8 protein-coding genes and 2 pseudogenes are annotated in these 13,846 nt (G+C 60.8%); 2 read left to right on the top strand and 8 right to left on the bottom strand.

The window, feature by feature from the left end:
• Positions 1 to 316 precede the first annotated feature (316 nt).
• Together PQR42_RS41845 and PQR42_RS41840 are read right to left on the bottom strand one after the other, a co-directional pair.
• Entirely contained in the window at positions 317 to 469 is a 153-nt protein-coding gene (locus tag PQR42_RS41845) for a hypothetical protein (RefSeq protein ID WP_408495566.1), read from the bottom strand.
• A gap of 505 nt (positions 470 to 974) precedes the next feature.
• Positions 975 to 1,109: a DUF3563 family protein gene (locus PQR42_RS41840; RefSeq protein ID WP_408391649.1), complete on the bottom strand. Its 135-nt coding sequence runs from the start codon at positions 1,107 to 1,109 to the stop codon at positions 975 to 977.
• An 869-nt stretch (positions 1,110 to 1,978) separates the two neighbouring features.
• Here PQR42_RS41840 and PQR42_RS41835 point away from each other — a divergent pair.
• Positions 1,979 to 2,929, top strand: coding sequence for a YncE family protein (locus tag PQR42_RS41835; protein WP_408495569.1), 951 nt, complete (start codon positions 1,979 to 1,981; stop codon positions 2,927 to 2,929).
• A gap of 69 nt (positions 2,930 to 2,998) precedes the next feature.
• Positions 2,999 to 4,006, top strand: a pseudogene (locus PQR42_RS41830) (sterol desaturase family protein).
• Between the two features lie 513 nt (positions 4,007 to 4,519).
• Here PQR42_RS41830 and PQR42_RS41825 read toward each other — a convergent pair.
• The 6 genes and pseudogenes from PQR42_RS41825 to PQR42_RS41800 all read right to left on the bottom strand — a co-directional run bounded on the left by PQR42_RS41825 (position 4,520) and on the right by PQR42_RS41800 (position 13,846).
• Positions 4,520 to 5,835, bottom strand: a pseudogene (locus PQR42_RS41825) (MFS transporter).
• A gap of 23 nt (positions 5,836 to 5,858) precedes the next feature.
• The gene (locus PQR42_RS41820; protein ID WP_408495564.1) at positions 5,859 to 6,623 is read right to left on the bottom strand and encodes an enoyl-CoA hydratase; all 765 of its coding nucleotides are present in this window, start codon (positions 6,621 to 6,623) and stop codon (positions 5,859 to 5,861) included.
• Positions 6,620 to 7,786, bottom strand: coding sequence for a CaiB/BaiF CoA transferase family protein (locus PQR42_RS41815; protein ID WP_408495562.1), 1,167 nt, complete (start codon positions 7,784 to 7,786; stop codon positions 6,620 to 6,622). Before PQR42_RS41815 ends, PQR42_RS41820 begins: the two co-directional genes overlap by 4 nt.
• A gap of 165 nt (positions 7,787 to 7,951) precedes the next feature.
• Positions 7,952 to 8,842 carry a LysR family transcriptional regulator gene (locus PQR42_RS41810; protein WP_408391662.1) on the bottom strand — a complete coding sequence of 297 codons (891 nt, stop codon included), beginning with the start codon at positions 8,840 to 8,842 and terminating at the stop codon, positions 7,952 to 7,954.
• 385 nt (positions 8,843 to 9,227) lie between these two features.
• Entirely contained in the window at positions 9,228 to 10,724 is a 1,497-nt protein-coding gene (locus PQR42_RS41805; RefSeq protein ID WP_408495560.1) for an efflux transporter outer membrane subunit, read from the bottom strand.
• A 17-nt stretch (positions 10,725 to 10,741) separates the two neighbouring features.
• Positions 10,742 to 13,846, bottom strand: coding sequence for an efflux RND transporter permease subunit (locus PQR42_RS41800; protein ID WP_408495558.1), 3,105 nt, complete (start codon positions 13,844 to 13,846; stop codon positions 10,742 to 10,744).

The following is a 13,846-nucleotide window of genomic DNA, read 5'->3' as shown; positions in this document are numbered from 1 at the left end:
GTTGTTCTTGATGCTGCCGCCGCCGCACGTAATCAGCACTCGCGCGTTGGGCGGGACGTGCGCATCGAGTGCGGCGATCTGGCCTTCGCCGAAAATGATTCGTGTGGGGTTATGAAACATGAAATTTTGCATGAAATACCTTTCCGGTAATTTAGATGACCGGTCGTCTTAAGCTTGATGAAAAATTGTGACTGATCGAGATCCAAGGAGGTCAGGAGGATTGAGACGTTAGGCGCGTCGATCACCTCGGCGTCCCGTTCGGCTTGTCTGATAAATGCGCTGAACTCCATAGCTGCCTCCACCACAACTACGTTTTCTATACTCGGACCAAGCCGGCACGGCTGACGGAATGGAAAGCGCCATAACGGCAGGTTGCAATCGCTTCAGCGTCGGACTGTGAAGCGGCCTGTGCGAAGGCGACCGACCAACGGCCGCAGCCAGCGCGATAACGGATCAAATAGATGAACATGGCAATCTCCTGTGGTATTCACTATCAACGCGTCTTGGCGCCTTTCGGCGCTGACCGGACGGGTTGATTCCATTCTGGCCAACCGCTGTTGACTCGGTCCTGTCTCTCGGATTACATGCTTGTTATCTCGAAGCAATTTGTGCGCGTCGCAGCCATCCACCGATTTCTTCCGCACGAACGCTGAACCCAATACGACTTCGGACATGCTGTCAGAGAATGGCTCTCGCCATACGTAAGCGGCGAGCGCTTTCTCGATGAGAGAAGAATAGGTTTTGCCGAAGGGCGAATCTACTCTACGGTCGGGTATGCCGATACCGCGTTAGCGTTGCCTGGTTATACGGACGTATAACCGCGGTAAGGTGCGCTCCTTCGGCGGATGAAAAATGTCCCATCTGAGCCGCCTGCGAAAAATGGCAACGACGACGCATTGTCCTCTTCGCGACGGGCATAGAGCGGGGCATTGGCGCCGCTATCGCGAATCGCTCGCGACCGGGGCCGGCCTGAGCTAACCGTCAAACTCTCTCATCCGGCGCTCAAGCTCGGCAATATCCTTCGAAGCTGCGAGGTGTTCATCACGGCGGGTCCGGTGGAAATTTCTCAGCCACTGGTCGAGGCGTTCTAATAGGAGCGTCAAAAGCATACGTATACCCGATTCGGTTGATGGCTATTTAAGGTTTCGTTGGCGGAAACGCTTTACCGTTGTGCATGCAGAAGCTCTTCTGGCACTGCACGGTATTCCCGAATGGTAGATAGCAATCCGACGGCGTTCCCTTGAGGTCAGTATGTGATGCGGGCGACTCTCATTCAATCGAGTGGATGCATCGAAGCATGCCAAACGTACAGCGTTTCATGCCACGCCGGGCGACTGATTTCTTTTGTGTTCGTTGTCGTGCGGACTGACAGAACCGGGGAGATACTGCCTGGACGTCGATCGGTTGAAATTCCCGGTCATCATGCGGGCTGCGTCCATCGAAAGTGAAAGTATGGGTTGTGCGACAACTGTCCTTGGACAAACTATGGATGCCGCGTAGCGCAGGTGGTACCGCGTTGGGTCCGCTAGCCGCCGTTCGCCTTGCATCGAGGACCGGCCGTAACGGGGTCGCGTGCGGCCGATCGCCGGCAGGCAGTAAGCGGCCAAGGATGGGCGGTCGTCATCCGCAGTCCACGGGCCGTTGCTCATCCTGTAACAGACACTCCCGGTATTTTGATAGTCGACCTTCACGGGTCGAGCGAGATCAACTGGGCAACCGCTTGCCTCGTGAACGCAGAAAACCGAATGGTTCGATAGCCTGGTTGCGCGGCAATTTCTGCATCTGGCCTCGCCTGTCGTGTCATCGATAGCGGCGGTTCAAACGTTAGAAGGGGGACAGTCGCTACCGCGACCAACGAAGGTCCGACATCTTTATTACATTCCACCTCAATGTATCTTTCCGCGTGAATACGATCCAAATGCCATTTTCTATCGTTTCCATTACAAGGATCGGAGCGCTCGCCGCGTCGCTGTGCGGCATGCTGGCCATAGCGAATTGCGCGAATGCCGCGGATAGCGTAATCGTGCTCGATTCCGGTGAAGCGCAACTGACGCTGATCGACGAGGTCACGCACAAAATCATCGGCACGGAGCCGACCGGCAAGGAACCACATCATCTGATGATCACGCCCGACGGCCGCTCCCTGGTCGTTGCTGATTCGGTGTCGAACAACCTGATGCTCGTCGACCCGCACACCGGCAAGTTGCAGCGCATTGTGGAGGGCGTCGAAGATCCGTATCAACTCGGCTTCTCTCCGGATCGCAAATGGTTCGTCACGGCTGCGCTGCGCATGAACCGCGTCGACATCTACCGCTATGACGGTACGAATATGGCGCTGGTCAAGCATATCGAACTGGCGAAGACACCCAGCCACATGACGTTCGCCTCCGACAACCGCACCGTGTTCGTCACGCTACAGGATTCCGGCGAACTCGCAGCGATCGATCTGCCGACCCAGAAAGTGCTTTGGAAAATGCACGTGGGCAATGAACCCGCAGGTCTGTGGATGACTCCCGGTGACCACTACCTGCTGGTCGGCATGACTGGCGAAGACGATGTGGCCGTGGTGGACTGGCACAAGCAGCAGATCGTCAAGAAGATCCACACGGGCCGTGGCGCGCACAACTTCCGCAACCTCGTCGACGGCAAGCATGTAGTGGTCTCCAATCGCGTCGACAGCACCATCAGCATCATCGACTACACCACGCTCACCAATGCCGGCGATATCACCGGCTTGATGCCCGGGCCCGATGACATGGAACTAACTCCCGACAAGCGCTATCTATGGGTGGGATTCCGCTTCGCGAAGCATGTGGGCATCATTGATCTGACCACCCGCAAGCTGATCGATACCATTGCGGTGGGCCGCTCGCCGCACGGCATCTTTTTCGACAACCGTGCGCCGGTCGTGGCGCCTAATCCAGACTAGGCGGGGCAAGTCCTCTGAAACTTGCCGTTACATGCGCTCTGGCAGAACTGCTAAAACACGAGGATTCTGATGTTTCATGAAATCGTCGCACAACTCGACAATATGGTGTCCGCGCTGCAGACGCTCTTATATGTCGACGTCGTGCAGCCGTTCTTCTATCGCTTCGGCTTGATGGGTTACGATGAAGACAGCTATGACGCACTGTACTGGGTGATTATCGGCGTGCTGGAAATCGTCGTGATGTATCTTGCGTTGCGGCCGCTTGAAGCGCTGCGCCCCATTGAACTGTGGCAGGATCGCAAGGCGCTGCGCGCCGACGTGATCTACACGTGGATCATCAAGCTCGGCATCATCAACATTGCGTTCTTTTTCATGTTGCAACCGCTATTCTTTCACTGGCAGAGCCTGATATCGATCTACGACATACCGAACGTCAATATCGACGGCCTCTGACCAGGCGTGACGGATCAGCCAGTCGTGTCGTTCCTGATCTATCTGATCGTGCTCGATTTTGCCGGCTACTGGTATCACCGCTGGCAGCATCGATTCGGCGTGTGGTGGGAACTGCATGCGGTGCATCACAGCCAGCAGCAGATGTCGCTGTGGGCCGATGACCGCAACCACTTTCTCGACGACATCATCCAGGCAGCGTTCTTCGCGGCGATCTCGCTGTTTATCGGCGTGCAGCCGAGCCAGTTCGTGGTGCTGGTCGCGGTCAGCAACTCCCTGCAGAGCATCCAGCACGTCAATGCACGCCTGCCGTATGGCTGGCTGCTCGAGCGCATCATCGTCAGCCCGATCTTTCACCGCCGCCACCACGCGGTGGGCTACGGCCATGAAGGCACGGCTTACGGCTGCAATTTCGGCGTGCTGTTTCCGTGGTGGGACATGATGTTCCGCACCGTTTCATGGAACCCCGCCGTCGAGGCGACCGGCATCCGCGACCAGCTACCCGTGCCGCATGGTTCAGGGCGTTCGTATGGCGACGGATTGATCGCGCAGCAGTGGCTCGCGTTTGGCCGAATTGTGAAACGTCTGCGCGGGCAAAGGAATTACGCGGGTGGTGCCGTGGAGTGAGTGCAACTGACGCCGTGCACCTTGTTGCTGCGGTCGCACAGAGCTGCGCCGCATGTTTGCGACCCGGTCAAAACCCGACAGCGCCGTCGGCCCTGGTCCGCGCGCCCGGAGTTGCGCACGTTTTGTAACCGACCGCTTTGGATGGTGCAGCGGACGGTCGTGAGTCGCACCCGGATGTCTCCGGGGCGCGGCCACTGCCGGTCGCGGCAGGCAGCAGGCGCATTGAGCGTGGCAATGGAGCCATACAGCGGCGCTAGCCGCCTCGCGTCACGCACCGACCAACGAACAGAACAAACCGTGCAACCATGCCGCACGTTAGGGCGGCCCGACGAAATCGACCTCCCCAACTAATGTGATGGTCCACCCCGCCCCGCCGGACGGGTTAGGCTGTTGATTTTTTGGGGGGACTCGCAGTGTCTGTGGTCTGTGGACCGGCAGGCGATATTCTGGAGTGGAGGGCGCTCGTGCCCATCCACTCCCGCTACAAGTCCCCTAAGGCATTTACTTTTTTTTTCAGTTTTTATCGACAATCGGGAACGCTGCATCTCGACCTGCGTACTCCGAAGGCGCCGCTCGCTTCGGCGTTGCGACGAACGGCATATCCGGTTTCATGATAAAAGACAGCAGTACACCGCAGGCCATTACGCCGATGGACAGCAGAAAGGTGACATTCCAATTCCCCAGTCGGTCGATCAGATAGCCCGCCACAACCGGGCTGACGATCGCTGCCGTGAAGCCCGTTCCGCTCATGATGCCGCTGGCCGTACCCGAGCGGTCATAAGCGATGTCCATCGGAATAGCCCACATTGGCCCGATATTCATTTCGTTGAAGAACATCGCCGCGGCCAGAAAAATCAGCGAATACATCGGTTCGTGGATCAGCACCACCGGGATCAGCGACAAGCCGGTCATGGTCATGCAGAACGCTACCAGGACGCTGCGAGCGAGCTTCAGGCTGCCGGTGCGTCGAAGCAGCTTATCGCTAATGAGGCCGCCGATCAGATCGCCGAACACACCGGCGACGAACACCCCTGACGTGAAAATGACCGCCTTCTTGATGTTCAGATGGAAGCTATGCATGAAGTAGAGCGGCATCCAATCGAGCATCAGCCAGAGGATCCAGTTGTAGCAAAGTACACGGCAGAGACAGGCAGCAAACGACGATAGAGACGCGCCGAGATGCCGGGCACTTCCACCGGACGAACTCTCGGCGGTGGCAGGCTCTCAATTTCGCCAGTTGTGATGCGTGGATGATCCGCCGGTTTTTCTGTGTAGCTCACGTACCACAGGACCAGCCAGCCGAAACTCAGCGCGCCGAGCAGGTAGAAGGCGAATCGCCAGTCGAACGCAGTCATCAGAGCCAGCACCAGCATCGGCGCCACCGCGTTGCCGAGCCGCGCCGACGAGTGAGTGATACCTTGGGCCATGCCGCGCTTGTCCTTCCTCACCCACGACGCCATTGCGCTGGTGGACGCGGGGAAGGTGGCGCCTTCGCCCAGGCCCAGCAGCAGCCGAGCCGCGACGAGCGTTGCGAAGCCGCCGGCGAAGCCCGTCAGCGTTGTCGCCACCGCCCAGATGAAGGCACAGGCGATCAGCGTGCGCTTGGCGCCGAATCGATCGCTGACCCAGCCGCCAATGAACTGGAATATCACGTACGGGTACGCGAAAGCCGAGAAAATGAAGCCGAGTTGCGTGTTGCTCAGCCCGAGTTCGGACTTGAATTGCCCAGCGGCGGTGCTGATGTTGACGCGGTCGACGTAGGTGATGAAGTACATCAGGCACAACATCAGCAGTACGGTAGTGGTCGCCTTGAACTGTATTCGTTTCATGTCTCGCTCCACATTGCTCGTTGTTATTTTTCAGACGATCCCGAGGTAAAGGCGACCACGGCGTCTTTGAAACGGGCGCTGCCGTACACCTCTTCGATCAGATCTTCGTCGTCGAGCCGCTGTTCGACGACGATGCGGCGCAGGCTTTCCTTCACGGCCTTCTGCGTGACCGGCGAAAGCGCCATGAGTCGTTGCGCGAGCGTATGGGCGTCGTCTTGCAGTGTGTCTTGCGAGCACACGTCATAGACATAGCCGCACGCTAGCGCTTCGTGCGCGGTGAGGTATTCGGCGAGCAGCAGCATCTTCTTGACCTGCGGCACGCCGAGCGCCGCATACAACCGTGCGATGTTGCGCGACGACAGCGTGTTGGAGAGGGTCTTCGCGATCGGCGCCCCGAACCGCGAGCCGTCGCTACAGAGCCGGAAATCGCAGGCCGTTGCCAGTGCCAGGCCGCCGCCGACGGCCCACCCGTCGATCACGGCAACCGTGGGCACCGCAATGCGTTCGACCGTGTCGATCACTCGCTCGACGAAGGCCTCGTAGGCGACGCCATCGCGGCCGTTGCGGAAGTCTCTGAAGTACGCGATGTCTGTGCCTGACATGAATGACTTGCCGCCCGTGCCCCGGAACAGGACGCAGCGCACGCCGCTGTTCTTTGCGCACTCAGCGATCAGCGTCAACAGCGACTTGTACATATCGAGCGTCATTGCGTTATGCCGCTCAGGGCGGTCGATCACGATCTCCGCTACGCCCGACTGATGGATCGTGAGACTGACCAGTTCGCTCATGGCGCCGTCCCGTCGATCTCGGCGAAGATCTCGTCGTTGTGCTCGCCCAGCAGCGGCGGATGACGACGCACCGTCTGCGGCGTGCCCAGCATCTTGACGGGAAAGCCAATGTTCTTGACCTTGCCTTCGTTCGGGTGATCGATCTCCATGCACATCCGACGGTGCGTGGCGTGCTCGCTCTCGAACGCTTCGGGATAGGACAGGATCGGGCCGGCCGGAATGCCGGCGGCGAGCATCGCGTCGACCCAGACGGCGCTGTCGCGCTTCGCGAATTCCTGCTCCAAGGCCTCGATCAGCGCCTCGCGATTCTTCAGTCGCAGCGACACGCTCGCATAGTCGACGTGAGCGACCAGGTCCGGACGCTCCAGCAGTTCGCACAGCTTCGTCCAGAGCTTCTGATTGGTGGCGCCCATCACGAAGTAGCCGTCTCGCGCCCTCACGGCCTGGTAGGGCGCGCTCATTTTGTTACTGGTACCGAGGGGCGTCGGCGGCACGCCCGTGCCCCAGTATTCCGACATGTCCCAGATCGAGAAGGCCATGACCGAATCGAACAGTGACGCGTCGATGTGCTGACCCGCACCGGTTTTCTGCGCGCCAACGTAGGCAGACAGCAGGCCGTAGACCGCGAACAGCGCGCAGCCGATGTCGGCCACTGGTACTCCGGCCTTGACGGGTTTGCCGCCCTTGTAGCCGGTCACACTCATCACGCCGGACATGGCCTGTGCCATGAGATCGAAGCCGGGCCTCGACGCCCACGGTCCGCTTTGCCCGAAGCCGGAGATACTGACGTAGACGATCTTCGGATTGATCGCCTTGATCGACTCGTAGTCGATGCGCAGACGCTGCACCACGCCCGGACGGTAGTTTTCGACGATCACGTCGGCGGTCTTGGCGAGCTTGTAGAAGAACTCGCGCCCTTCGTCGCTCTTGAGGTCGAGCGTCAGCGAGCGCTTGTTGCGGTTCATGTTCAGGAAGCCCATGCTGTCGGGCCCTTTCATCTTGAAGCCCATTGCGCCGCGGGTCTGGTCGCCTTCGGGCGGCTCCGCCTTGATTACGTCCGCGCCCATATCGGCCAGCAGCATGCAGGCGAACGGGCCCGCCATGACCTGGCTGACGTCCAGCACGCGGATGCCTTGCAGCGGCAGATGCTTCGATTCGGTCATCCCGAGTCTCCTCTGTAAAAGGTGTGAGTGAGACCGCTAAGCCATGCCGGGTGGCCAGCGGTCTTCTGCTCTCACTGTCCGCTACAGACAGGGCCGCCGCAAGAACGCCTGGATCATGTCTGGTTTCGCGCCTTGCGAAACCGGGCGGCGCGCCGCGCCCGGGGACTAGCCCGGTCTGCCGAGCAGTTCGGTCACCACGTTGCGCAGGGTCTGCTTCTGAGCGTGGCCCTCGACGCAGGACAGAACGTAGCTGCGCTGGTGCCAGTCGCCCTGGAGCTCGGCGGATGCCAGCGATTCCTCAGGATGAAAACTGCGCAGGACATCGGGCGGCATCAGGCCGACACCCAGGCCATGGCGCACCATCACCAGCATGGTGTCGAAACCGCTGACGGTGAAATTGTTGGGGAACAGCCGCCCGCGGCTGCGGTACGCGCGCTTCACGGCGGACAGGACCGCGGAGCCCTTGCCGAGACTCACGATAGGGAGATCGAGGATATCGTCGATTCCGACGGGTCCGTCGGGAAACTGGAAATGCGGACGGTTATAGACCAGCACCAGGCGGTCCTCCCTATACGGGGACTTCGCCAGATCCAGGAAGCCGCTTTTCTTCTCGTAGACGCCGACGTCGATCACTTTGTCGCGCAGCAGTTGCTGCACGATCTTGCTGTTCTCCTCGACGATCTTCAAGGAGATGCCGGGATATTTGCGCTGGATGCCGGCAATCTCGCGGGCCAGGAACTGGATGACGACGGCCTTGGGCGCGCCGATGATAATGCGGCCGTCGAGGCCCTGGTTGAGAGCATGCGCGTCGCCTTCGAGGCGGTCGATGAGGTTGTCGATCTGCCGGACGTATTGGAGTAGCTTGTCGCCCGATTCGGTGATTTCGACCCCATGCGGTACGCGCTTGAAGAGTTTGGCGCCGAGTTGGTCTTCCAGGTCCGTCACGCGGCGGGATGCGGCCGCCACTGCCAGACTGAGTCTGTCGGCAGCACGGGAAATGCTGCCCTCCTCAGCGATGGCGAGGACCAGTCGGATGGTAGTGGTGTCGAATTTCACGGAGGCTCCGGGTCGTGGCGAAGGAGTTGGCGGCGCGGGGAGAGACGCCGGACGGTTGGGGGGCTCGGGGCGCTGCCCCGATTTTGGACATGATATCGGGCGGGCAACGCCCCTCCAACTCTACGCAGCCGTTCGACTCGAACGGAGACGACTATCAAAACCCCCTATGGGCTCCGGGTGACGCGAGTCAGGGTCCGCGGAAACAGGCAGACGGGCGATTTCACATGCACATTCTGGTTGCCGCAGGGCACGCCAGCGTAGTCGACTACTGTGCCATCCGATGCCTGTTGGTTTGAGGTGGGATGGCGCAATTGCGACTGCGTCGCGCAACCGGTTAGCACGATCGCAAACGAAAAAATTGTACAAAGTCGTTTCATGATCTGTTTTATCGCGGTTGGTTTGACGGGAACGTCGAGACGAGTGAATCGGACCGATTCCACCAACCGCCACCCACGGCCTGGAACAAGGCCGCCGTATCCGCCAGTCTGGCGGCCCTTGCCTGTATCGACGCAATGCGTGCCATTTGCCAGGTCTGCTGCGCGGTCAGCACTGACAGATAAGACACTTCGCCTGAGCGCAGCTTTTCACGTTGGATAGCCACACTGCGCGAGGCAGCCTGCTCCGCATTGACGGCCGCCTGCAACGTCTTCGCGTCCGCCTGCACGCTCTGCAATACATCGGCGACGTTCTGACATGCGTTGATCACCGTCGAGCGGTATTGGGCGCTGGCCTGATCGAATGCCGCCTGCGCCGCGCGCTGGCGATGCAGCAGTGCTCCACCCTGGAAGATCGGCTGGGCGATCTTCCCGACAACGGTGAAGAACTGGTTGTATGGCGTAAATGCGTTCGCGATGGCACTGGGCGAAGTTCCCAACGCCGCCGTTAGCGATATTTGCGGCAACCGATTGGCGATTGCGACACCCACCTGCGCGCTGGCAGCATGCAATGCCGCAGACGCGGCGAGAATGTCGGGCCGGCGCTCCACGAGGGTCGATGGGAGGCTGACGGGAAGATCATCAGGCAGGCGTAACGAAGACAGGTCGAAGTCGGCCGCGACGTCCTCGTTCGGAAAGCCGCCCATGAGCGCGATCAACGCGTCGCGCTGCAGCGCCAGTTGTTTCTCGAGCGGCGGTATCGCGGTCTGCGACTGCGCAAGCACCGCTTGCTGTTGCACGACGTCCGCCTCGGCAACTTCACCGAGCACGCTTTCACGCCGAAGGATGTCGAGGAGCTCGACATTGGCCTTGATCACCTCCTGCTGCGCAGCGATCTGCCCGCGCAGCGACGCAACGTTGAACGCTGTAAGCGCTAGATTGCTGCTCAAGGTCAGATAAGCCGCTTCCAGTTCGAAACGCTGATTGTCGGCTTGCGCGGCTGTCGATTCGATCATGCGGCGATTCAAGCCGAATGCGTCGAGCGAATACGATACGGTCAGCTCGCCGGTATAGAGCGAGTAAATGCGCTGGTTGTTCGCGGCGACGGGAGCGAGGCTCGCCGTGGACGTTTCGTTTCTACTGCCCGATGCGTCGACGCCGATGCTCGGAAAGAGTGTCCCCCTCTGGCTCAGCACGTTCTCACGGGCCACGGCAAGCGCAGACTGTGCGGCAGCGATAGTTGGGCTGGCCTTGAACGCGCGGTCGATCATCGCGTTGAGCTCGGGCGACTGGAACAGCGTCCACCATTGGCCCGGAATATCGCCGCCAACAGCGAATTGCTGCGCTCCTCCCACTGCGCCGGTGGCCGCTGCGGTCTTCGACGGTAGCGGAGCTTGCGTGTAACCCGCGCCGCTCGGGGCGGCCGGCTGCCTGAAGTCAGGACCTACCGCGCAGGCCGCCATCAGTAGCGGCATCAACAGGGCGGATGAACGTTTTAGGGCAATCACGGTAAAGTATCCTTCCATCATTCTGCGAGTTGCGTTTCGCGCTCATGCAGCTCGGCAGGACGCGACGTGTCTTTGCGGCGATCGAACCACGGATAAACAGTCGGCAAAACCAGCAGCGTTAGCAAGGTTGCCGACACAAGGCCACCGATAACGACAGTCGCAAGCGGACGCTGGACTTCCGCACCCGAGCTCATCGAGAAGGCCATGGGCAGAAAGCCGAGGCTGGCCACGGTCGCAGTCATGAGCACAGGCCTTAGCCGGGTCGCGGCAGCCTGTTTCGCAGCCTTGACGGCACTCAGGCCGCGATCCCGCATCTCAACGATGCTGCTGACCAGTACGACGCCGTTGAGCACGGCGATACCGAAGAGCGCGATAAAGCCGACCGCAGCGGAAATACTGAACGGCAGTCCTCGTATCCAGAGGGCAAGAACGCCCCCTATCGCCGCAAACGGCACGTTGCAGAAGATGAGCGCTGCAAGGCTGGCATTGCCGAACATCAGGTACAGCAGCGCGAAGATCACCGCAAGCGAGATGGGCACCACGACGTAAAGCCGTGCCATCGCGTCCTGCAGGTTCTTGAAGCTGCCACCCCACGACACGGTGTACCCAGGCGGGAGCTTGACTTGCGTCTCGACCGCATGTTGTGCAGCGAGGACGAAGCCGGCGAGGTCGCGGCCGCGCACGTTGGCCTGAACGAGGGTGACGCGCCTGCCTTCCTGGCGCTCGATGGTCGACGGTCCCGGCTCGATGCGAATGTCCGCCACCGCCGACAGCGGCACGGCACGGCCGTCGCCATTGCTGATGCGTAGCGCACTGATGCGCGCCACATCGTCGCGATCCTTTGGTTGCAGGCGTACCCGGATATCGAACTGACCTTCAGCGTCGACAACCGTCCCGACATTGCGACCGCCCAACGACTGAACGACATCGAGCACCTGGCTCGCATTCAGTCCGTACCGGGCCACCGCGTCGCGCTTGACGATGACACGCAGGTAAGGCTGGCCAGTCGTCTGCTGCGCCGCGACGTCTGCCGCACCCGGCACCCGCGAGATCACAGCCGCAACCCGCTCGGCGGTATCGTGCAGTGTTTGCAGATCGTTCCCGTGAATCTGCACGGCAACATCGGCCTGGACGCCCGCGATTATGTCGTCCATGCGCATCTGGATCGGTTGCGCCCAATTGAGCGTCAGGCCTGGGACGGCGCGATCCAACGCCGCGGAGTACCTGGTGACGAGCCCGTCCTGCGTTTGCGCCGTCTTCCACTCGGATTGCGGCTTCAGCATGATGAAGGTGTCGCTTTGCTCCACGCCCATCGGGTCGGTCGGAATCTCCGAGCTGCCGCCGAGCGTGACAGCCGACTGCACTTCGGGAAAGCGCATCAGCGTGCGTTCGACCATGGTTTGCGCCTCTACCGCGGACGGCACGGATATGCCGGGCAGCTTCGTCGTCGTGACGGTCAGCGCCCCTTCGTCCAGGCGCGGCAGAAATTCTGCGCCCAGCCTCGTGGCGGCGAAGACCGCGACCGCGAGCAGCGCGACGGCGAGCCCCATCGTCAGCGCAGGCTGTTGCGCGGCACGCGCGAGAATCGGTTCATAGCGCAGGCGCACCCAGTGAAGGATGCGGCTCTCACGCTCTGCGACCTTGCCGCGCAGCAACAGGCTGGCGAGCACCGGCATGACCGTCAGCGTGAGGACTAGCGACGCGAGCAGCGCGAAGATAACGGTCATCGCCATCGGCCGGAACATTTTGCCTTCAATACCCTGAAGGCTCAGTATCGGAAGGTAGACGGCCGTGATGATGAGAACCGCGAACGTTACAGGCCGGGACACTTCTTTTGCTGCCTCCAGCACGAGCGGGCGTAACGGCTGATTGGGCGCTTCGGAACGCCGCCGCACGACGTTTTCGATCATCACCACCGCACCGTCGACAAGCAGGCCAAAATCGATCGCGCCGAGACTCATCAGATTGCCCGATAGTCCCGTAGCGTACATGGCGATGACGGCGACGAGCATCGACAGCGGAATCGCCATGGCGACGATCAGCCCCGCGCGCGCATTCCCGAGCAGCAAAAGCAGCACCGCGATGACCAGCACTGCACCTTCGACCATGTTGTGAGCGACCGTATGCAGCACCCGGTCCATCAGGTCCGCGCGGTTATAGTAGGGCGCCACCTCGATGCCGGGCGGCAACGTCTGGTTGATTTCCTTGATCGCGTCCTGCACGCGCTGTGCGACGACGCGCGTGTTTTGCCCGATGCCCATCAGCACGACGCCGACGACGGCTTCGCCTTTGCCGTCACGCGTGACCGCGCCGAGCCGGGGCATTGGCGCTTCGTCGACATGCGCCACGTCATGAACGTAAAGCGGTGTGCCGCCCGCAGCGGTACGCAACACGATGTTGCCGATGTCGGTCGTGTTGCGCAGCAATCCCTCGCCGCGGATGATCGATTCTCCGCCGTTGTGCTCGATGGTCGCGCCGCCTGTTGCGCCGTTGTTCATCTGCACGGCATTGAAGATGTCGCCGACCGACAGGCCGTAACGTGTGAGCGCATTGTCGTCGACCTGCACTTCGTACGTCTTCAGGAGGCCGCCGTTCACGTTCACGTTGACCACGCCTTGCACCTGGCGCAGCCTTGGTGCGATCTGCCAGTCGAGCAGTGTGCGCAACGTCATCAGCGACTGCCCGTGGCCACGCACCTGAAACTGATAGATCTCGCTAAGGCCATCCGACAGCGGCCCCATCTGCGGCGCGGTCGTGCCGGGCGGAAGCTGGATCGTCTGCAACCGCTCACCGATCAGATTGCGGTCGAGGTACAGGTTCGTAGCGTCGGCGAATCGCACATAAATCACGGAAAGACCGTAACGCGAGATCGAGCGCAGGCTCTGCATGCCTGGCAGACCCTGCAGCGCGAGCTCGACAGGCGTGGTGATCGAGCGCTCGACATCGACTGGCGCGAGGCCGGGCGCCTGGGTCGTCACCAGCACCTGCTGCGGCGAGATGTCCGGCTCAGCATCGAAGGGCAACCGTTGCATGCTGTAGAGCCCGGCGACAATCAGTACGGCAACGAGAATCAAAACGGCGGCGCGATTTTTCAGTGCCGCCTCGACAAGTTTGGTAATCAT

The organism is Paraburkholderia sediminicola (assembly GCF_046027355.1).
Lineage (GTDB): Bacteria > Pseudomonadota > Gammaproteobacteria > Burkholderiales > Burkholderiaceae > Paraburkholderia > Paraburkholderia sediminicola_B.
This window is presented reverse-complemented; position numbering and strand designations above follow the sequence as displayed.

Excerpts from the sequence above, each read along its gene's own strand:
- PQR42_RS41845 (WP_408495566.1), bottom strand. The coding sequence starts at position 469 with ATGTTCATCTATTTGATCCGTTATCGCGCTGGCTGCGGCCGTTGGTCG.
- PQR42_RS41840 (WP_408391649.1), bottom strand. The coding sequence starts at position 1,109 with ATGCTTTTGACGCTCCTATTAGAACGCCTCGACCAGTGGCTGAGAAAT.
- PQR42_RS41835 (WP_408495569.1), top strand. The coding sequence starts at position 1,979 with ATGCTGGCCATAGCGAATTGCGCGAATGCCGCGGATAGCGTAATCGTG.
- PQR42_RS41820 (WP_408495564.1), bottom strand. The coding sequence starts at position 6,623 with ATGAGCGAACTGGTCAGTCTCACGATCCATCAGTCGGGCGTAGCGGAG.
- PQR42_RS41815 (WP_408495562.1), bottom strand. The coding sequence starts at position 7,786 with ATGACCGAATCGAAGCATCTGCCGCTGCAAGGCATCCGCGTGCTGGAC.
- PQR42_RS41800 (WP_408495558.1), bottom strand. The coding sequence starts at position 13,846 with ATGATTACCAAACTTGTCGAGGCGGCACTGAAAAATCGCGCCGCCGTT.